Origin of the sequence: Salipaludibacillus sp. CUR1 (genome assembly GCF_021028955.1) — a bacterium.
Classification (GTDB): domain Bacteria; phylum Bacillota; class Bacilli; order Bacillales; family Salisediminibacteriaceae; genus Salipaludibacillus.
In genome coordinates this window covers 1-19,581 of sequence record NZ_JAIWPE010000013.1, presented here as the reverse complement: position 1 = coordinate 19,581, position 19,581 = coordinate 1, and the positions used below count along the sequence as shown (strand labels likewise).

The window sequence follows — 19,581 nt, the reverse complement described above, 5'->3', positions numbered from 1 at the left end:
CAGGAATCTATTATCCCACCAAGTATAGAATATAAATGGTAAGAAGAAAAGAGGCAAAAAACACTGTTTCCAGATAGCCTTTTCTTTCCCGAGTGACCGGAGGGCCTGCATCTTTTTTGACAGGTGCATTCCTTTTTTTAAGAACAGATTTTCTTTTCAGCCTGGACGGCACGGCCGCACGTTTCTGATTCCGCAAAACCATTAATACGTCTTCCTTCATTTGCCCTGCATCTTCATATTTTTGCTCAATTCCTTTTCGAATGACCGTAAAATACGGGTGCAGAAGCGGTGCGCCTGTCACCTTTTCCATAATATAATCAGTTCCTTTCTGTGATGTTTTGCGGAAACGGCTGGGGTAAGCCCTGTTAACCATCAGCATAGCGACCGAGAACAAGTCGTAAGTGGGTTCTGCTTTCCTGTCTCCCTCTCCCCAGTAACCCCGGTCAAAATACTCGGTATATTCTTTTATAGAACGTCCGGCTTTAGTAATTCCCCCGGGATCAATCCACCTTAACTGATAAGGCTGCTTAGTAATAAGAAGGTTTTCTGGCTTTAAGTCCCCGAAAACCCAGCCTCCAGCATGCATTTTGTGTAAATCTCCAAGAAGCTGGGCGGTAAACAGGCCAAGCCATTCGCTTCCTTTATTTATAACAAAGGGCATGAACGGCTCGCCCTGAATAAACTCCATCACATAAAAAGAAGTGGTGCCGTGTGACGTAACAACATCGTCCATATCCAAAAAAGAAGGTCCGAGGGAAAGCCCCTGAACCTTCGACACCCGTCTGAGGACATTAACCTCAGAAGAAACAGACATGGCCTGACGGGCGACCTTAACAGCCACAAGACGACCCCCTGTTTGAGCTAAATAAACGCGGCCAATAGCCCCCTCCCCAAGTATTCGGATAATCCTGTATTTGTTTCCGTGCCACTTGCCGGTAATCACCTGACCGGGAGTAAAATTACATGCCTGTTTCTTCGATAAAGAGTCTTTCATCATCTGACGGTCCTTTCTTCATCCTTTTCATATGGACTTTAATGGCTTCCGTAATAGCCGGACCGGTAGGCGTAATGCCTGAGGAAGATAACTTTTTAAAAGCCCCTTTCAAAGAATCCAGCTGCGGAGTCCAGGAAACAAGTTTATCAACATGCGATCTTTTCCCGGGAAATGAATAAAGGCAAAAATGATTTTCGCCCTCCCGGGAACGAAGGCTCAGCGATAAATCCAGCAAAGCTTCCTGAACACGCGGCAGTTTAGTTTTCATACTTGCACTTGTATCTACTAAAATGAGAATATCCAGGTTCGACGTCTCGCCGAGCTCATCGACTACTTCCATTAACTCCTCTCTTTTTTCAGGTTCTAAATCTTCCATTTCCTGTTTCGTTCCTAATATTTGCCGTATTTCCCTGTTAACCACGCCGTGTATTGTTTGAGTCATTGCTTTTTTAGTCACCATTTGAACTGTCTGTGAAAGCTGCCTTGCGTAAACCACCTCGCTCATGCCGCCTCCGGATTGGGCGATCTGTGTAATTTCTTCCATCCCTCTTTCACTTTCATCGCCTTCATTCGTAATACCTATAACATTTACTGACAGCCCTTCTTCCCTGGCCATGGCAGCCATTGCTACAGGGTCTTCTCCTGCATTTGAGCAGCCGTCTGTAATTAGCAATATTTGCCTTACCGTTCCTTGACTCATGGAAAACACGCTCCTATCTTGTTTTTATAAGCCTTTACAAGATTAAGAGAGTTTATACATGAGTTTACGCCCAATTCTGCGCAGGAGAAGCAATAGTTGCCCACTTAGGTGCATAGTGGTCTATTCTTGCGGCAAGCACCGTCATATCATCATGAATCTCCCCTTCTGATTCACGAATCATTCGTTCCATTAGTAAGTCAGCCACCTCCTGAGGATCATTCGTTTCCATCTCACGGATCATCCGTTTCATCCATATGTCTTTGTTTTCCACCATTTTAGAAGCTTCATAAATTCCGTCACTCATCATTATGAGCAAGTCTCCTGCCTTTAACTGCTCCGATACAACGTCAACATCCACTTCTCTGATCATGCCTATCGGTAAGTTCCCCGCTTCAATAGACATCACCTGATCACCGCGTTTAATATAACTCGGCGTAGACCCCACTTTCAAAAATTTAACAATTCCGCTCTGCAAATCAATCATTCCAAGATCCAATGTGGAAAACACTTCCTCATTCGATCTTAGCGAGAGGACTGAATTAATGGATTTGATCGCTACCGTCTCATTAATTCCAGACAGCAGAATTCTCTTTAATAAGTCAATCGTTTCCTGGCTTTCAATGTGAGCCCGCCTTCCGTTCCCCATGCCGTCGCTAATGGCAAGAGCATATTTCCCTTCACCAATCTCCATCGTTGAAAAGCTGTCGCCCGATACCCATTTCCCCCCTTTTGCTGTATGAGCCACTCCTTGCTCAACTACAAACGTTTTTGTAGAACCGAATAATACTTTTGTTTCCGGCCCTGAAGAAGATACGGCCTCTGTGTACTTAACTACAATAGCTTCATTGAGAATATTTGTAAGGAGCGGTGCCACTACTTTTTCAGCTTCATTATAATTATTTTGTGGGAGCACCATCTCTATATCCACATTCCCCGGCTCAAGACCGTAAACATCCACCATTTCCACATCTATTCCGATATCTTCCAAAGATTCTTTAATATCCGCTTCCTGCTGGTCGTGCACTTTCTTTTCACGCTGAATATCCTTAGCAAAATCTCCCATTACTTGAGAGACCCCGATAAGCTGGTCTGCTACAAGACGCCTGCTTTCGAGCAGCTGATGTCTGATCCGTTTTTCGCCGTCCCGTTCTTTCAACTTACTATTAACTGTCTCTACCACTTTCTGGTCTATCAGACAATGAGTTCGCCAGGAAGCAGCCAGCCCCCTGTCTTTAATTTTCCCATGCTCTTCGCAGTCTTCTGCGATCCTTTCCATAAGAGAGTATGTTTTCTCAAAATCTTTTGCCCAGCACTGATGTTTTTTCATGCACGTCTGGCATGTAGTTTCAGTGACCGTGCTTAAAAATAAATCAACCTCCCTGTCTTTTTCGGCTTGAACCTCGTTTTTATCATGAAAGGAAAAGCTGCGTGAGAGGCTTAAAAACAGTTCCGAAAACTGTTCAACCTTCCCGGCAGTCATATCCCTGATTTTCCTCAAATACTTCTGTTGTTCCTGAGCGTGTTCAGCGGTCCCCGGAATAAAGCCGGCCAGACGGTCTGTCCACTTTTTAGGCGTGACCAGGAACAGACCTACCGCCACCAGACTTTCATAAAGAGTAATAGTCAGCGGAGCCTGATTGTCTGCATACATCGCCATTAACAGGCTGGCAACCAGAAGGCCTGAAGCTGTGGCAAGTTTTCTGCCTTCTTTTAATAAACCCCCAAGTAAACCGGCAAACGCGAGCAGACTCATAGAAAAAAGATGAGCTACATTTGCGAGCGAGAGAATTAACCCCATAATTACCCCGGCCGTTGCCCCGATCGTCGCACCGCCTGTAAATGCAAAGATCAGAACAATATACCTGGCTACCATATGTTCAATTGACAGCTGGTAGATAAGCCACCCTACTGTGCCTGTCAGCAAAGATCCAATTAATATAACGAGGCAGATGACCTCTTCATGTCTTAAATTTAAATGCTTTCTTCTTTCGAAGAACAATGGAACACTCTGAAGGAAAATAAGTGTGATGATCATAGCCAGTGCACCTTCAACTGATGCGGTAAAAAGGTGGTACAAGGAAGCCTCCTGCTGAAGTGATAAACTGATCATCCTGGTTGCAGCGACCACTGTAAACACAGTTACAGGAAGGAAAAGATCTTTTTTATCCACTTTCAGCATGATGCTCTGCAAGAGGAAATACAGGAGAATAGCCATTGTGGTGTGCCCGGCGTATTCAAAAGAAAGACTTGTTGAGCCGGCTATAAGAGCAAAGGAAGCCGGCAATGTCATACTTCTCCGCCATTTGAAAATAACCGCCAAAAAAGGAATCGTGAACGGAAGCAGCTGGAGGAGGATCACAGCCCTTCCCAGCAAGAAGCCTATCCCCATAATCAGAAGAAGAGCTTTCCAGTTTCCAATACGCGCTTTAGTCTTCACTGCTGATGGCCGGCTTTCCTCCTTTTTTCTCCAGGTCATCCCCCTCAGTCCACCGATTGGAGAAACAGCTTGTCCATTCATTTTAGTAACCCCGCTTACCCCGCTTCTTTCAAACATTTTCTCCACCACCCCTGTTAAAAAGTTCGTTCTTTTATTAAATCACGGGACAGATACAAACTTTGTCAAAGCAAAGCAGTGAATTACAAAAACTCTTCGACCATTATCTACGGCATACGTCTGCTAATCGGAAGATGGTACACAATGATTCGCAGACCCTTCCGTATAGACCCACACTATGGAAAATAATGACACATATTATAGATTTACAGTTACTGGGGGGTCTGACCCCTTTGTGAATTAGGATCATACAAAAAGCCGTTTTGGAAAATCGCTTGTGCGATTAACCAAAACGGCTAATATATTATATATTTAAGTTTCAGCAGTAAGGTGTATTATCCTCGTTTGGAATTTCGCCCCCCGCGCTTGGATTCCGTATTACGCTTCAAAGAGGTAAGTCTTTCTTCGCTGTCTTTCAGAAATCGGCTCATTTTATCTTCGAAAGACATGGCCGGTTTCCGCGGGCTTGGCTTGGAAGACTTTCTTGGAGGACGTCGCTCGGATGTTTGAGCGCTGGCCGGCTGTGCCTTCGCTTTACGAATGGAAAGACCAATCTTCCCGTCTTTTTCCACATTCATGACTTTCACAGTTACTTCGTCACCGACAGTTAAAAATTCATTGATGTCTTTCACATAACTGTCCGCTACTTCACTGATATGGACAAGTCCTGTGGACCCACCCGGCAATTCAACAAAAGCACCGAAATTAGTAATACCAGTCACTTTCCCTTGATACTTACTGCCTACTTCAATGGACATGTAAAAATTGCTCCTCCTTCATGGAACTTAAGTAAATATTATTTTTTTATATTATACAGATTGTCTTGGATATGTGTCAATCAGACGTTGAAGATCTTGGCAGCTGGAAGAGCGTTTCTCCTTCTTTCGTCAGAAAGAAATCTCTTCTGGCCAGTTCAGCAATATATTCCGGGTCATGAAGCCACTCTATTTCCTGTTTGAGACTCTCTTCTTCCCGTTCCATTAACTGTAACTCTTCTTCCATTTGGCGGCTTTCCTCTTTCTGCGCCTGAATAGCTGTATGCTGCTGGTAAAGAGTGACGCCCGCGACACCCATAATAAGGGAAAAAATAATTGCAAACACAGACAATCGTCTGACCAGCCCTTTTTTTCGTCTTAGTCGCTGTTCTTCTAACAAAGCTTGTTTTTCCATATACTCTGAACTCAACTGACGCACTTTCCTCCGATTGTCCTGCTGCATGTTTTCACCCCTTCATGGTTTTTTCCAAAACTTGTTAAAAAAATGACATAAACTCCTGCCTAGCGCAGCAATTTTTATTCTCTGTTTTTTGAATGGTTGTCCACTTTTGTCATCGGCAAATTTTATAAGTTTAAAAATAGGCCAAAAGGTCCATTTTAGAAAAAAGGATAATATTCCCCATATTGCAATTACTAATATCATACCTAAGCGGGCAACCAGTTTCAACAGACCTTTTGTTGGATTTATTAAAAATACATAGATCAAACGAACTAAAAATTGATATATCCCTGAAATAATCCGTAACAAAGTCTCCAGAAACCTTCTGTAAGCCCGTTCAAATAAAGCACGGTAGGCGGCATAACCAAATAAAACAGCCAGAAACAGATAAAACCGAATCTCCCCGTTATTTACATAAAGGAGAATTCCAAAATAAATAAGTCCCTGAGCCACCCAGAACAAAAAATCGTTTAACGCCCTTGTCCAACGGAACGCTTTTCTTTTTCCCAGCACTCGTTCATAAGTATCGAGAGAAGAGCCCAGCCACAGACCCATGACTGCACTTGCCAGCATGGAGGCCATTTGAATATCTAAACTCACTTGAATAACTTCCCGAAGAGGCCTTTTGACTTCTCGCCATGATGCTGGTCAAGGTAAACGAGGTCATCGATCCTTCCTTGAATTGATACATTACCCTCCTCAACATCCAGGTTCTTCATCTGAAGATTGTGGCCGCGAATGGATAAGTAGCCCATATCTGTTTCCAGCAGAAACTCTTCGCTGTCAAAGCTTTCAACTTGCTTAACCCCTGATATATCAAGTGTCTTTCTTGCATTCAGAATAAGCCTGTGATCACGTGCAGGACCTCCTGCTCCTTGCTGCATATAATTATATGAGTGTTCCATTGCCATCCTCCTTCATACATTCTTTAAATCTAATGTATGACGGCATGGAAGGAATTAGAACAAGCCCTCTACTCGTTATTGACTCTCTCTTCTTTTAAAACGGTATAAAAAGTAGCCGCGTCTTCTTTTTTAGCTGCTTCTTCAATACGGTCAATTCGGAGGACGAGGTGTTTCTGGCCAAACTGGATCTCCAATTCATCCCCCACCTTTACATCCGTTCCGGCTTTTGCCGTCTGTCCATTTACTTTTACTCTTCCCTGGCTTGTTACTTCTTTCGCCATCGTCCTGCGTTTAATTAAACGGGACACTTTTAAATACTTATCAATACGCATCGTATTGTCCTCCTTTTATTCCTTCTCTTTCGCTTCTTCCCACAGAGCATCAAGTTCCTCAAGAGACTGGTTTTCAGGGGCTTTGCCCTGCTTATTGAGAGCCTGCTCAATATAACGGAACCTTCTCTCAAATTTGTTATTTGTCTGCCTTAAAGCCTCTTCCGGGTCAATCTTGTGATAACGGGCTAAATTCACAAAGGCAAAAAGAATATCACCTAATTCTTCCACAGAGGATTCATAGCTTCCTTCTTTTAAAGCATGGAGCCATTCAGCGATTTCTTCCTGCAGTTTCATCCACATAGGAGCTTCGTCTCCCCAGTCAAAACCCGCTTTAGCTGCTTTCTTCTGGAGTTTATAAGCTTTCAGCAAACTTGGGAAAGAGGCTGGGATGCCGTCCAGTAAAGAAGTCATGTCCTCTTCTCCACGCCCATTTTCCTTTTTCTCCTGCTTTTTTATATCTTCCCAATTGGCTTTCACTTCTTCAGCGTTATCTGCCTGGCCGGTGCCAAAAACATGCGGGTGTCTTCTGACCATTTTTTCAGTTAAACGCTCTATCACATCTTCCATATTGAAGAAGCCTTCATCTTCACCTATCTGGGCATGGAGGAGAACCTGAAGCAGAACATCGCCCAGCTCTTCAGTAAGATGGTCGTCATCTTTTTCATCAATGGCTTCAAGCAGCTCATAAGCCTCTTCAATTAAATACCGTTTTAAAGACTCATGGGTTTGTTTCTTATCCCACGGACAGCCTTCAGGCCCCCGAAGCTGCCGAATGATCGATCTGATTTTAGAGAAATCCCGGTACAGCAAGGTTTCGCTTTCGACGGGCGGTACATATACGGCTGTTAAATTACTTAACTCTGCCACCCTGTCCAGTTCGTACAAAGGGACGTGCACGACAGATTCATCTGCAGTCCCTGCTGCTGTAACGACTTTAACTGGATAGTCATCAGGCAGGCGTTCCATAAGGGAAAGTTTGACCGCAGAGGCACTCATCGAATCATACACTTGGCCAACTATAATATGCTGGGTAAGCACGAGATCTTCCGGTCTCATCTGCAGACCGTCAACGAGCTGAAACCCTTCCACAGGATCTATTTTTAAGGCATTAAACATAGCATCGAGGAAACTCTGTCCGCCTTCCACTTTCACCTCAATTTCCCCTTTTTCACGAAGAAGCTGCTGAACCGTGGCTTCAGCCACCATCGGATGACCAGGAACGGCATAAGTGACAGTGCCCCTGTCCTTAACTTCATCTAGCAGCTTTTGCACAATCTCTCTATAGACATCCTCAAACTGTTCGTGAGACTCATAAACAGTATCAAAACTTTGAAACGTCATGCCTTCCTCAATTAATTCTTTAATGACGGGATGCTTTTCGGTTCTGACAAACACTTCTTTGGAGGCCTGTAATTTGCGGTAGATGCCTAGCGGCAGCTGGGCCAGGTCTCCCGCCCCCAGGCCAATAATATGTATCGCAGGTGTCATGAGTGTCTTCTCCTCTTTTCTGAATGATATTTGCCGCTGTAAGGAATGAGACGGCCTATTTTAGGAAGTGCTTCCCATTCATCTTTTGAAAAAAGGCGAAGCTTCCAAATAAGCCATATAAAAACGAATGCCCCTGCGGCTGAGGCAGTCACTGATTTCATGGTTTCTGCTCCCCTGCCGTCTGAAGAAAAGCCGGTAAACATCCATAAATATACATTTACCACCACTGCCATACCGGCTAAACTTACCAGCCATTTAATCCAAAAAAGGGACGGCAGGGGAAGCCAGAAAGAATATTTTACGAGGGCGGCTAATGACAAGAGAGCAATAAGTGCAAAAGATACTGTAGTACTGATGGCTGCACCCATAATACCGTAAACAGGTACGAGCCATAAATTTAAAAGGGTTTTGACGGACAAACCTGCCATCAGTATAAATACAGCCAGCCGCGATTTTCCGGCGGCATGTAAAAGGGCAGCTGCTGTCATGAAGAGCGAGCCAAAAAGTACAGTAAAAGAAAAAATCTGCAGAGCGCCCGAGCCTTTTTGATTCATGAACATCATCTCGTTAAGCGAGGGCATAATTACTGCCATTCCTGCCGCAGCAGCTCCTCCGAATACGAGGCATAATTTAACAGAGCGGCCGACTTCCTGCCTGACTGTATCCATCTGTTTTTGTTCATAGGCACGGGACAGCAGAGGAATGGCTGCGTAGGAAAAAACAGTCGTTATCACCGCCCCAAATTGAATAAGCGGCCACCCCCTGTCATAAATTCCTTTCTCAGCAGCAGCGGCGGCAGTGCTCCATCCTCCTGCTTCCAGCTGGCGGAAAACAGTAAAAGCATCAGCGAGTTGGAAAATAACTAAAGCCATTGCACTGATAGATACAAATATACCCGACACAAGAAGTTCTTTGAGGTCTGTTCGCCAATTGGCCGATAAAAGCTGCAGACGGGTGTTTTCGTAAATGAAAATGCGCCTGTATTTCCACCCCATCACAGCAAATATAATAATGCCAGCCAGCCCGCCTGTAAATGCCCCCGCACCAGCTGACACTCCGGCCAAATAAGGATTTCCCTGCTCCATAGCCCAGACGGCTACTGCGAGGATAACAAGAACCCTAACCAATTGTTCTGTAACTTGGGAGACCGCTGCAGGAGCAGTATGGCCAACCCCTTGGTACAAGCCTCTTCCCATGGCTAAAAATGGAATAAGGAAAAAAGGCGCCCCCATCCAGCCGATAGCTCCGGCAAGCCCGGGATCTCCCATTAAAGCGGCAATGGGCTCTGCCAGTACGATAATGACCGTGCCAAGCAAAGAATGGAAACAGACTAGGCATAGAAAAATAAAGGTTAAACGCTCAATCGGGACGAGCCCTTCTTTTCCTTCTGATGAAGTATGCTGAGCTATCATTCTTGCAATGACAAGCGGAAACCCGTATGTGCCTAAAACAAAAGCTGCACCATACAAAGGGTAAACCTGCTGGTAAACATAAAAACCGGTATCACCGGTTATATTCTGATAAGGTACTTTATACAACGCGCTTAAGCCTTTAGCAATAAGCGCAGCTAAAGACAGGTAAACTGCCCCTTTCATCCATGATGCCTGATTAAAACTTCCCGATTGCCCCATGATCCAGTTGATTCCTCTCTCATTAATAATTTCCATGCTATTATAGCACACGAATCAGGCAGAAGACCTGTGCTCCGGGGCATAAACCGGCGGTGCCGTAAAAACTGGCAGCCATTTATCTGGAAAAAAGAGGCAGGCCCGCATGAAAACACAGGACTGCCTCTTTATAATAGGGCCGTGTATTAGTGAACCCTTTTTTACTGTTCCATTTGCCGTGCCAGAAAGCCTGCTGCAGTTTCAGCGAGCTTCTGTTCCACTTCTCCAACCGTGCCGCTCCCTTTACTTAATAAAACAACCGCTCCGATTGGGTCGCCATTGGCAATAATAGGAGAGATACAGTAGCCGTCCAAAGGCTCACTTGTTTCTCCGGCAATGACATAATGATCTTTGGAACTTTGAACATTGGATTTACGTGAATCCATTGTGGACTCAACCAGTTCACCAATAGCTTTATTATGGTATTCTTTTTTGGAGCCGCCTGCAACGGCGATAAAGGAATCCCTGTCTGCTATAAGAACTGTATGATTCAAACTGTCATATAGAGCTTCCGCATATTCTTTCGCAAAATCCCCAAGTTCTGAGATTGGTGAATATTTCTTCAGGATTACTTCTCCTTCTCTGTCCACGAAGATTTCCAATGGATCTCCTTCACGGATACGGAGGGTTCTTCTGATTTCTTTTGGAATCACCACCCGGCCTAAGTCATCAATACGCCTTACAATTCCTGTTGCTTTCATAATGATCACAGCCTCGCTTTCTTTGTTGTATTCTCAAGATGTCCTTTTGCTAGCTAAGATGAACCTAAAAACTTGTCTTTATTATCTGATTAAAAAAAAGAACTATTCACCAATTAAAGAATAAATTTGTCGAATTTCCTTAGCGGCTGGAAAAATTGCTTAAAAAGCTATATAAGAGAAGGGGTTGAAAACAAAGCTGACGAAGGGAAAGTGATTACTTTCAAGGTTTTTAAAGAATATACAAAAGAGCTGCCCTCAAAGTCAAACCTTTGGGGCAGCCCGGCACTTATGCGTTTGCTACTTCATCTTTCTGCACTTCGTCCAGTTTATCCAGTACCTTCTCCAGAATTTGCATATACTCTCCATCTTTCAGAGACTTGGTTTTTAGATGGATAACAATCTGATTACCTGCCATTGAAAGATGTAATTTAGGCGAAACCTTATTTACTAACGAGAATAGTTTCGACCCATCGATCCGGTTTGTTGTTTCTTCACTTAGTACGACTTTACACAGCTGGTTTTTTTCAGAGATGGAATCTATTCCTTCCTGTCTTGCAAGGAGCTTTACTTTAGACACTGAAAAAAGATAGCTTACTTCAGGCGGATAATCGCCGAACCTGTCGATCATCTCATTTTGAAGATCTAATAAATCCTTTTGTGAATCCAGCATTTTAAAACGTTTATACATATCAATTTTTTGTTTTGAATCCGCAATATAAGTTTCCGGAATATAGGCATCGACTTTTATATCCAGTTCGATCTCAGGTTCCTTTGTTTGCTTCTGCCCGTCAGCTTCAGCGTCACCTGAATCTTTTCTTTCGTCAATCGCTTCTTTCAGCATTTGCGAATATAAATCAAAACCAACCGAAGCTATGAAGCCATGCTGTTCGGCCCCAAGCAGATTGCCTGCCCCTCTTATAGATAAATCACGCATAGCTATCTTAAAGCCGGAGCCCAGCTCAGTGAATTCTTTAATCGATTGGAGTCTTTTTTCAGCCACTTCAGTCAGGACCTTATCCCTTTGATGTGTAAAATACGCGTAAGCGATGCGGTTTGACCTTCCGACACGGCCGCGCAGCTGATAAAGCTGTGAAAGGCCCATGCGGTCCGCATTATGGATAATAAGCGTATTTACATTTGGAATGTCTACCCCGGTTTCAATAATAGTGGTCGTGACTAATACTTCTGTTGTGCCTTCAAGGAAATCGAGCATGACGGTTTCAAGTTCCCCTTCAGTCATGCGGCCATGGGCGAATTGAACATTCGCGTCGGGCACAAGCATAGATATTTTATCGGCCATTGATTCAATATCTTCTACCCGGTTATATAAAAAGTATACCTGGCCCCCCCGTGCCAATTCCCTCTCAATCGCTTCCCTGACTAGCGATTCGTTGTAGTCCACCACATATGTCTGAACCGGGAAACGGTTCTCGGGCGGCGTTTCTATTACTGACAGATCCCTTACGCCAAGCATTGACATATGAAGGGTTCTTGGAATAGGTGTAGCTGTTAAGGTCAAAACATCGACATTCGCTTTCAGCTGTTTAATTTTTTCTTTATGAGTCACACCGAAACGCTGTTCCTCATCCACGATTAATAATCCCAGTTCTTTAAAGGAAATATCTTTAGAAAGGAGCCTGTGAGTCCCGACAACGATATCGCATGAGCCTTTCTTAAGAGCTTCTGTCGTTTGTTTCAATTCTTTTCTGGTCCGGAAGCGGCTTAACAGCCCTATATTCACAGCGAAATCCTGAAACCTTTCCCGAATGGTTTCATAATGCTGCTGGGCGAGGATCGTGGTCGGAACGAGAATAGCAACCTGTTTGCCGTCCATAATCGCCTTAAATGCTGCACGAAGCGCTACTTCTGTTTTTCCGTAACCTACGTCGCCGCACAACAGGCGGTCCATCGGACGTTCGAGCTCCATATCTTTCTTAATTTCTTCGATAGCCTGTATTTGATCATCTGTTTCCTGATAAGGAAATGAAGCTTCAAATTCCTGCTGTTCAGGGCCATCCTGGGAAAACGAATAGCCTTTCGTCCGTTCCCGCTCTGCATATAGCTTAATTAGATCATCAGCAATGTCCTGGACAGAAGATTTAACTTTCTTTTTAACTTTCTTCCAGTCGCTTCCTCCAAGCGCATAAAGTTTAGGGTCTTTATCTTCTGACCCCACATATTTCTGCACCTGGTCGATCTGTTCCACCGGCACATAGAGCTTATCATTCCCTGCATATGAAATATGCATATAATCCTTATGGATATCTCCGACTTTCAGAGTATCTATACCTAAGTACTTCCCGATTCCGTGGTTGACGTGCACTACCCAGTCGCCTACATTAAGCTCTGAATAGCTCTTAATTCTTTCAGCGTTTGACAGCTTTTGCTTCCTCTTAGGTTTTCTCGTTTTTTTCGTAAATACCTCTTCTTCTGTGAGGACGATCATGCGCTGCATCGGAAGTTCAAAACCGGCCATGACATGGCCCTGAATAATTTGAGCCTGGCCTTTTACAGGCTCCTGATCCCCGGTGACAATCACTGCTTCAATCTCGTAATCTTCCAGCACATTTTTCATTCTTTCCGCCCGTTCTTTTCCAGCACAAATAAACGAAATTGAATAATCTGCTTCTTTCCACCTGTCGACTTCATTTTTCAGCAAATGAAGCTGGCCATGAAAGTTTTGCATAGATTTACTTTGAATATTTATAAGGTTTTGCGGATTTGTTGAAGGAACGTGACGCAGGAATAAACTGAGATAAATTTTAGGCACTGCCGTCTTTTGAATAATATCTTCCCAAGACTTTGACATGTGAAGATCTGAAATAACGGACCCTTGCGACAGCATTGTTGTTTGCCAATCGGCTTCTTCCCGTTCCAGGCTTTGAACCATTTCCTGCACCCGGCTCACTTCATCGACAAAAACAGTACCGCCAGCCGGCAAATAATCTATGATAGTGTTCTCGTTTTCATAGTATAACGACATATATTTGTACATGGCATCAAACATCGTATGCTGTTTCAAATAATCTATTTCCATACCGATATTCTCTGCCAGGCTCTCTTTAACAGAAGCATTTTTTACTTTCTTTAAACTGGAAGCTAGCGCCGCCTCCAGCTTTGAGGCACCCCGCTTAAAATGTTCGTCATCAAGCAGGATCTCCCTGGCAGGACTGATCGTAACTTCTTTTACCTGGGATTTTGACCGCTGGGTCTCAACGTCAAAGAAGCGGATGGAATCAACCTCCGTATCGAATAATTCCATACGCACCGGATGTTCCTCCGTTAACGGATATATATCAATAATTCCCCCGCGCACGCTTAGCTGGCCAGGCCCTGAAACCATGTCCACCCGTTGAAAACCCATTGAGATACATTGAGTTAAAACCTTTTCTAAATCTATTTCTTCCCCTGTTTTAAAAGAAAGCTGCCTTTCCCTCCACATCGATTGAGGCGGAAGAAGCCGTCTTGCTCCTGCCACCGGGGTAATCACAATCGCTTCATTACCGGAAGCCCACTGGTTTAATGCTTCCATTCGCTGCCCTCTCATTTCAGGGCTTGCCACAGCAATCTCAGCAGAGATTAATTCATTAACCGGATACAAAAAAACATGCTCTTCGCCTGCAATGGAGACGAGATCATCATAAAGCTTCTGAGCCTGAAATAAATTATGAGTCACTATTAACTGTGATTTTCCAGTCCGCTTAAAGATCGATGCAAGCATAAGCGAACGCGCGGAGCCTGTGAGACCTGATATCATCTGCTCAGACAGGTTTGCTTCTAATCCCTCAACTATGCTTGAGACATCATCCCCATGATAAATTGATTTAATTAGCCCTTCCAAGGTTTTCCCCACCTTTTCAAATCCTTTCTTTTCGTCATGCCCATGAAAGGATATAATTAATCTTATTTTAAAAAAACTTAAAAATGTCTATCATTCAGAAATAGTAGAAAAACGCTTTGGCCTTAAAAGCCAAAGCTTGTTTATCTGTTTAGTTATTGAATAAACGTGTCCTGCTCGTGATAGTCAGGAAACTTCGCCAGTGCCTGCTCGCATTCTTCGCAAATAATGCGAATGTAAACATTTCCTTGCTTATCATATTCTATCATTTCCTGTTCGTCCTGTTCTGTTAATTGCTCAAGTCCTAATTGCCGCCTGTCTATATCTACATCCAGGTCGCCAATTTTCTGCCGGCAATGCCTGCAATAGTAATGAAATGCCATTATGATCCTCCTTATTAAACACCGTTCATTAATCACTAGTATGAACAACCTTTAGAGACGGTATTCAATAAGGTTAGGTCACTGCAATAGGCGCCTTCACTCCTACTGGTTATACTCATTCATCACTTTTACAAAATCAGTCTCCGTCCAGGCTTCTGCTGCCCGGGCTGCTTTTTCAACCGCTTCATCTACTTCCTGCCTTTCCTTTGGAGGAAATGTCCCGAGCACATAGTCCGGCACAGCTACTCCAGGTTCAGGCCGTCCGATTCCTATACGGATACGGTTGAATTTATCTGAGCCTAAATGCTGGATGATTGATTTCATCCCATTATGCCCGCCATGACCGCCTTTTTGCCTCAATCGGATTTTTCCGGGAGGAAGGTCGAGGTCATCGTAAATAACAAGTAAGTCTTCCGGTTTCAGTTTGAAGTAATTCATAAGCGGCACAATTGATTCTCCGGATAAATTCATATAAGTAAGAGGTTTCAAAAGAAAGGTTTTCTCTGCTCCGGCTCTTGTAAAACCGTAGGCTCCTTTAAATTTAGCCTGATCAAGCTCTACATTAAGCCTCTCCTGACACTTATCAATTACTTCAAAACCTACATTATGGCGCGTCCTTTCGTACTTCTTCCCCGGGTTTCCCAGTCCTGCGATGAGCTTCATCTGTCCATTCTCTCCTTCTGGTTCTTCAGCTCTTCTCTGGAAAAGCTTTTTAAAAAACATATTGTTCTCTCCTTATACCGGCTGCTTTTATTATACTGGAATGTTAAGGGAAAGTTAACTGACCTTTTCGGTTATTTAAATCGTTAAAAGGGTATAACCTGAGCGGTTATACCCCGACACCCTTATTCTTCTTTTTCTAACGCTTTTTCTTCATCTGAACCGCTCTTTTCAGGTTCCGCATCAGGGTCCCCGTCTACAAGTTCAGGTTCTTCCCCATCTTCTGTCATTGGCTCTTCCGGCTCCTCATCAGGCGGAGTCACAGAGACTACAACTTCTTCAGGGTCATTATTAAATTCAAACTTAGCACCTGCTTTTAGATCTTTAACAAGAAGTGCGTCATTTACATCAAGGTCTGTTACGTCCACTTCGATAGAGTCCGGAAGTTCTCTTGGAAGGGCCCTTACAGAAAGTTCATAAACAGCCTGCTGGAGAACACCGCCGTCTTGAACGCCTTTAGATTCTCCTGTAACCTGGACAGGCACATCTGCGTCCATTTCGGATTTCATATCAGCTGCATAAAAGTCGATATGAATGTATTGGTTCTTCATTGTGTCATATTGGATATCGTAAATCATAACATCTGTTTTCTGGCCATCTATATCCAGGTGGAAAACGCCTGTTTTTCCTTGTTCCCGAAGTGTTTTAATAAAAGCCACTTCTTCCACTGAAACAGGTTTATTACCAAACTCTTTACCGTATACAACGGCTGGTATGTTTCCTTCATTACGGATTTTTGCTAATCTCGAACCTCTCAGATCTTCTCGTACTGCTGCTTGTAAAACTGTAGCCATATTGAATCACCTCATCATTTTTTAGGTTCTTTCTATGGTTTTCCCCACATTCTTTCAATTAAAACCTATAATTTTCACAGAATTTAATGAAGACCCCTTTAAAACCATCTAACGACCTGGTTAAAACAGCTTTTTCAGACTTACATGCGGCTTACCTGAGTTAATCAAACAGGCGGCTGACTGAACGTTGTTCATGTACATGGACAATGGCTTTAGCCAATAACGGGGCTATCGAGAGCTGTGTAATATTATCAATCATCTTTTCTTCAGGCAGTGGAATTGTGTTAGTTACCACAAGCTCTTTAATTTTTGAATTTTGGATGCGCTCGATTGCCGGACCTGACAACACCGGGTGAGTGCTGCAGGCATAAACTTCTTTTGCCCCGTTCTCTATCATAGCATTTGCAGCTAAAGTCATTGTTCCGGCTGTGTCAATGATATCATCAATGATGATTGCTGTTTTCCCATCAATGTTACCCACTATATTCATGACTTCCGCCATGTTAGGTTTCGGACGGCGTTTGTCAATTATAGCAATAGGAGCTTTTAAACGATCGGCCATTTTTCGGGCTCGTACCACTCCGCCGTGGTCTGGAGAAACGATAACAATATCTCCTAAGTCTTTCTCTTCGAAATAGTTGGCTAAAATCGGCACTCCCACAAGCTGATCCACAGGGATATCAAAGAAGCCTTGAATCTGTGTCGCATGGAGGTCTAATGAAATTACTCTTGTAGCGCCTGCTGTCTCAAGAAGGTTTGCTACAAGTTTTGCTGTAATAGGTTCACGTGAACGGGCTTTCCTGTCCTGCCGGGCATATCCGTAGTATGGAAGCACCACATTAATATTGTTGGCGGACGCTCGCTTCAATGCATCAATCATAATGAGCAGTTCCATAATGTGCTCATTAGCCGGTGATGACGTTGACTGAATAATAAAAATATCGCATCCTCGAATACTTTCTTCAATATTAATCTGAATTTCCCCATCACTGAAACGGGTAACGGAGCTCTTCCCCATTTCCACTCCAATTTCTTTTGTAATTTCATAAGCCAACTCAGGGTTGGAATTTAACGTGAACACCTTTAGATTATCATCTTTATACTGAGCCATCGTTTAAACCTCCATATTGTTTACTTTCTTACTTCTTGTCGAAATAGCCTTCTTTAGTAACCTGCCGCTCACGGGCAATTGCGAGAGAGTCTTCCGGAACATTATCCGTGATGGTGGAGCCTGCTGCAATATACGAACCTTCGCCTACTGTAACAGGTGCAATTAAGTTTGAATTGCATCCGATAAAAGCCCCGTCTTCGATTTTTGTCAGGTATTTATTTTTTCCGTCGTAGTTTACAGTAATCGATCCACAGCCGACGTTCACTCCGTCACCGATCTCTGCATCTCCGAGATAACTCAAGTGAGAGGCTTTACTTCCTTCTCCCATAGATATCTTCTTTAATTCCACAAAGTTGCCGACGCGGACTTTATCAGCTAATTCTGTTTGCGGACGAAGGTGGGAGAAAGGTCCGATTGAAACAGCGGAGCCTACTTCGCTTAAATTTACTACTGATTGTTGAACAGTTGTCCCATTCCCGATCCGGCTCTCTGTAATTTCTGAGTGCGGACCGATATAACACCTTTCGCCGATTACAGAGTTTCCTGAGATAACCGTGCCCGGCAAAACAGTCGTATCTTTACCTATTTCTGCATCAGCAGATATATAGGTATTTTCCGGATCCATAATCGATACGCCTTCGCGCATCCATTTCTCATTAATCCGCTTTTTCATCCATTTTTCAGCCTGGCTTAAAGCAACACGATCGTTGACTCCCATCGTTTCATTGAAGTCCCCGGTCTGGTAAGCAGCTACTGTTTCCCCGTCTTTTTGCAATATCTCAATGACGTCAGGTAAGTAATACTCCCCTTGAACATTATCGTTCCCTACACGTTTTAATGCTTTAAAAAGAGATTCATTATCAAAACAATAAGTGCCGGTATTTATTTCTTTTACTTGTTTCTCTTCGGCTGTTGCATCTTTATGTTCAACTATTTTGTTTACAGCCTGGTTTCCGTCTCTCAGGACTCTGCCGTAGCCGGAAGGGTTTTCCGCATGTGCAGTCAGGATGGTGGCTTTTGCCTGTTTTTCCTCATGGTGCTTAAATAAAGCTTGCATCGTGTCTTTAGTAAGTAAAGGAGTGTCTCCGCAAACGACAATTGTTGTTCCGTGTTCATTTGCCAAAGCCTCTTCGGCTTTCATAACCGCATGGCCAGTCCCCAGCTGCTCTTCCTGCAATGCATATTGGGTACGTTCTCCCAAGTGCTCTTTTACTTTTTCGGCCCCATGGCCGACAATAGTCACCGTTTTATCTATCTCACATTGTGTGAGCTGGTCCACTATATGCTCAACCATCGGCTTTCCACATACAGGGTGAAGCACCTTATAAAGGTCTGATTTCATTCTTGTACCTTTTCCTGCAGCTAGTACCACTGCAAATCTCTTATTCATTGCATAACCTCCAGGCCTGATTTTCCATTATGAATATATCTTATATTGCCGTTCTTTTCAAGGTTAGGGAGATAGAAAAACGTGGAACTGAAGCACTTTTAACACAGTCCCTTTGTTTGAAGGCTCCTGGAAAGGGGACTCTGTCTGTCAGGGAATAAAAAATACGCCTTTTCTCAAGGCGTATGCAGAAGTAACTTTGGTCCCGTTATGACCACATTATATATCTTAAAATCAGGATGCCCCGGCTTCTTCAAACTCCTCTTCCTTCTCTCCAGCACGATCATACTCTTCCAGTACTGCTGTCTGAATTTTTTCCCTGGTTTTAGAGGAAATTGGATGAGCAATGTCCCTGAACTCCCCGTCCGGCGTTCGTTTACTTGGCATTGCTACAAACATACCATTATTGCCGTCGATGACCCGGATGTCATGAACGACAAATTCATCATCGATGGTAATAGATGCGATTGCTAGCATACGACCTTCCGTATTAACCCGGCGAAGTCTCACATCTGTTACTTCCATATCTGCCACCACCCTTTTCACATGATATTGTTATCTGTTAACGGTTTCTATGCAAATTGGAATTATCCTTCTTTTTTGATTAAAAAATCCTGAAAATGTTAGCGCTTTATCTTTCATTGTTAAAAAATGTTCAAAGTGTGACTTAAAGGGGTCAGACCCAGTAGCCTTGCACGAATGGAATATATTGTAATTTCGAGTTTACAAACACAAAAAAAGCTCCTATTGTAGAGGAGAGACCAATACTTGTTCCCAATCCTCTACAAAGGA

18 protein-coding genes are annotated in these 19,581 nt (G+C 43.5%); all 18 read right to left on the bottom strand.

The window, feature by feature from the left end; translation table 11 throughout:
• Positions 1-10: 10 nt before the first annotated feature.
• A complete protein-coding gene (locus K8O68_RS02390; protein WP_230895340.1) occupies positions 11-997 on the bottom strand; it encodes a protein kinase domain-containing protein in 987 nt (328 codons plus the stop codon).
• Positions 960-1,694: a vWA domain-containing protein gene (locus K8O68_RS02385; RefSeq protein ID WP_230895339.1), complete on the bottom strand. Its 735-nt coding sequence runs from the start codon at positions 1,692-1,694 to the stop codon at positions 960-962. Before K8O68_RS02385 ends, K8O68_RS02390 begins: the two co-directional genes overlap by 38 nt.
• Positions 1,695-1,758: 64 nt before the next feature.
• A complete protein-coding gene (gene spoIIE / locus K8O68_RS02380; RefSeq protein WP_230895338.1) occupies positions 1,759-4,248 on the bottom strand; it encodes a stage II sporulation protein E in 2,490 nt (829 codons plus the stop codon).
• Between the two features lie 335 nt (positions 4,249-4,583).
• Complete coding sequence (locus K8O68_RS02375) at positions 4,584-5,006, bottom strand: S1 domain-containing RNA-binding protein (RefSeq protein WP_093055842.1); 423 nt, start codon at positions 5,004-5,006, stop codon at positions 4,584-4,586.
• 76 nt (positions 5,007-5,082) lie between these two features.
• Positions 5,083-5,466 (bottom strand): FtsB family cell division protein, encoded by a 384-nt coding sequence (locus K8O68_RS02370; RefSeq protein ID WP_230895337.1) that lies wholly within the window; start codon positions 5,464-5,466, stop codon positions 5,083-5,085.
• 12 nt (positions 5,467-5,478) lie between these two features.
• On the bottom strand, positions 5,479-6,063 hold the full coding sequence (gene yabQ, locus K8O68_RS02365; protein ID WP_230895336.1) for a spore cortex biosynthesis protein YabQ: 585 nt from the start codon (positions 6,061-6,063) through the stop codon (positions 5,479-5,481).
• Positions 6,060-6,347: a sporulation protein YabP gene (gene yabP / locus K8O68_RS02360; RefSeq protein WP_370640469.1), complete on the bottom strand. Its 288-nt coding sequence runs from the start codon at positions 6,345-6,347 to the stop codon at positions 6,060-6,062. Before yabP ends, yabQ begins: the two co-directional genes overlap by 4 nt.
• An 89-nt stretch (positions 6,348-6,436) precedes the next feature.
• On the bottom strand, positions 6,437-6,700 hold the full coding sequence (locus tag K8O68_RS02355; protein WP_230895335.1) for an RNA-binding S4 domain-containing protein: 264 nt from the start codon (positions 6,698-6,700) through the stop codon (positions 6,437-6,439).
• Between the two features lie 15 nt (positions 6,701-6,715).
• Positions 6,716-8,188, bottom strand: coding sequence for a bifunctional methyltransferase/pyrophosphohydrolase YabN (gene yabN, locus K8O68_RS02350; RefSeq protein WP_230895334.1), 1,473 nt, complete (start codon positions 8,186-8,188; stop codon positions 6,716-6,718).
• Positions 8,185-9,819: a putative polysaccharide biosynthesis protein gene (locus K8O68_RS02345; RefSeq protein WP_483314039.1), complete on the bottom strand. Its 1,635-nt coding sequence runs from the start codon at positions 9,817-9,819 to the stop codon at positions 8,185-8,187. Before K8O68_RS02345 ends, yabN begins: the two co-directional genes overlap by 4 nt.
• Before the next feature lie 197 nt (positions 9,820-10,016).
• On the bottom strand, positions 10,017-10,556 hold the full coding sequence (gene spoVT / locus K8O68_RS02340) for a stage V sporulation protein T (RefSeq protein WP_235788375.1): 540 nt from the start codon (positions 10,554-10,556) through the stop codon (positions 10,017-10,019).
• A 286-nt stretch (positions 10,557-10,842) separates the two neighbouring features.
• Entirely contained in the window at positions 10,843-14,397 is a 3,555-nt protein-coding gene (gene mfd / locus K8O68_RS02335; protein ID WP_230895332.1) for a transcription-repair coupling factor, read from the bottom strand.
• A 152-nt stretch (positions 14,398-14,549) separates the two neighbouring features.
• Positions 14,550-14,777 carry an anti-sigma-F factor Fin gene (gene fin / locus K8O68_RS02330; RefSeq protein ID WP_230895331.1) on the bottom strand — a complete coding sequence of 76 codons (228 nt, stop codon included), beginning with the start codon at positions 14,775-14,777 and terminating at the stop codon, positions 14,550-14,552.
• 102 nt (positions 14,778-14,879) lie between these two features.
• Positions 14,880-15,440 carry an aminoacyl-tRNA hydrolase gene (gene pth / locus K8O68_RS02325; protein ID WP_230895356.1) on the bottom strand — a complete coding sequence of 187 codons (561 nt, stop codon included), beginning with the start codon at positions 15,438-15,440 and terminating at the stop codon, positions 14,880-14,882.
• Between the two features lie 182 nt (positions 15,441-15,622).
• Positions 15,623-16,291: a 50S ribosomal protein L25/general stress protein Ctc gene (locus K8O68_RS02320; protein ID WP_230895330.1), complete on the bottom strand. Its 669-nt coding sequence runs from the start codon at positions 16,289-16,291 to the stop codon at positions 15,623-15,625.
• A 160-nt stretch (positions 16,292-16,451) separates the two neighbouring features.
• Entirely contained in the window at positions 16,452-17,402 is a 951-nt protein-coding gene (locus K8O68_RS02315) for a ribose-phosphate diphosphokinase (RefSeq protein ID WP_230895329.1), read from the bottom strand.
• A 28-nt stretch (positions 17,403-17,430) separates the two neighbouring features.
• The gene (glmU, locus tag K8O68_RS02310) at positions 17,431-18,792 is read right to left on the bottom strand and encodes a bifunctional UDP-N-acetylglucosamine diphosphorylase/glucosamine-1-phosphate N-acetyltransferase GlmU (protein WP_230895328.1); all 1,362 of its coding nucleotides are present in this window, start codon (positions 18,790-18,792) and stop codon (positions 17,431-17,433) included.
• A gap of 231 nt (positions 18,793-19,023) precedes the next feature.
• Positions 19,024-19,314 carry a septation regulator SpoVG gene (gene spoVG, locus K8O68_RS02305; protein ID WP_230895327.1) on the bottom strand — a complete coding sequence of 97 codons (291 nt, stop codon included), beginning with the start codon at positions 19,312-19,314 and terminating at the stop codon, positions 19,024-19,026.
• Positions 19,315-19,581: the final 267 nt, after the last annotated feature.

Excerpts from the sequence above, each read along its gene's own strand:
- K8O68_RS02370 (WP_230895337.1), bottom strand. The coding sequence starts at position 5,466 with ATGCAGCAGGACAATCGGAGGAAAGTGCGTCAGTTGAGTTCAGAGTAT.
- spoVT (WP_235788375.1), bottom strand. The coding sequence starts at position 10,556 with ATGAAAGCAACAGGAATTGTAAGGCGTATTGATGACTTAGGCCGGGTG.
- yabN (WP_230895334.1), bottom strand. The coding sequence starts at position 8,188 with ATGACACCTGCGATACATATTATTGGCCTGGGGGCGGGAGACCTGGCC.
- yabP (WP_370640469.1), bottom strand. The coding sequence starts at position 6,347 with ATGCAGCAAGGAGCAGGAGGTCCTGCACGTGATCACAGGCTTATTCTG.
- K8O68_RS02390 (WP_230895340.1), bottom strand. The coding sequence starts at position 997 with ATGATGAAAGACTCTTTATCGAAGAAACAGGCATGTAATTTTACTCCC.
- K8O68_RS02355 (WP_230895335.1), bottom strand. The coding sequence starts at position 6,700 with ATGCGTATTGATAAGTATTTAAAAGTGTCCCGTTTAATTAAACGCAGG.
- spoVG (WP_230895327.1), bottom strand. The coding sequence starts at position 19,314 with ATGGAAGTAACAGATGTGAGACTTCGCCGGGTTAATACGGAAGGTCGT.
- K8O68_RS02315 (WP_230895329.1), bottom strand. The coding sequence starts at position 17,402 with ATGGCTCAGTATAAAGATGATAATCTAAAGGTGTTCACGTTAAATTCC.
- K8O68_RS02320 (WP_230895330.1), bottom strand. The coding sequence starts at position 16,291 with ATGGCTACAGTTTTACAAGCAGCAGTACGAGAAGATCTGAGAGGTTCG.
- K8O68_RS02385 (WP_230895339.1), bottom strand. The coding sequence starts at position 1,694 with ATGAGTCAAGGAACGGTAAGGCAAATATTGCTAATTACAGACGGCTGC.
- K8O68_RS02345 (WP_483314039.1), bottom strand. The coding sequence starts at position 9,819 with ATGGGGCAATCGGGAAGTTTTAATCAGGCATCATGGATGAAAGGGGCA.
- pth (WP_230895356.1), bottom strand. The coding sequence starts at position 15,440 with ATGAAGCTCATCGCAGGACTGGGAAACCCGGGGAAGAAGTACGAAAGG.
- spoIIE (WP_230895338.1), bottom strand. The coding sequence starts at position 4,248 with ATGTTTGAAAGAAGCGGGGTAAGCGGGGTTACTAAAATGAATGGACAA.
- K8O68_RS02375 (WP_093055842.1), bottom strand. The coding sequence starts at position 5,006 with ATGTCCATTGAAGTAGGCAGTAAGTATCAAGGGAAAGTGACTGGTATT.
- fin (WP_230895331.1), bottom strand. The coding sequence starts at position 14,777 with ATGGCATTTCATTACTATTGCAGGCATTGCCGGCAGAAAATTGGCGAC.
- glmU (WP_230895328.1), bottom strand. The coding sequence starts at position 18,792 with ATGAATAAGAGATTTGCAGTGGTACTAGCTGCAGGAAAAGGTACAAGA.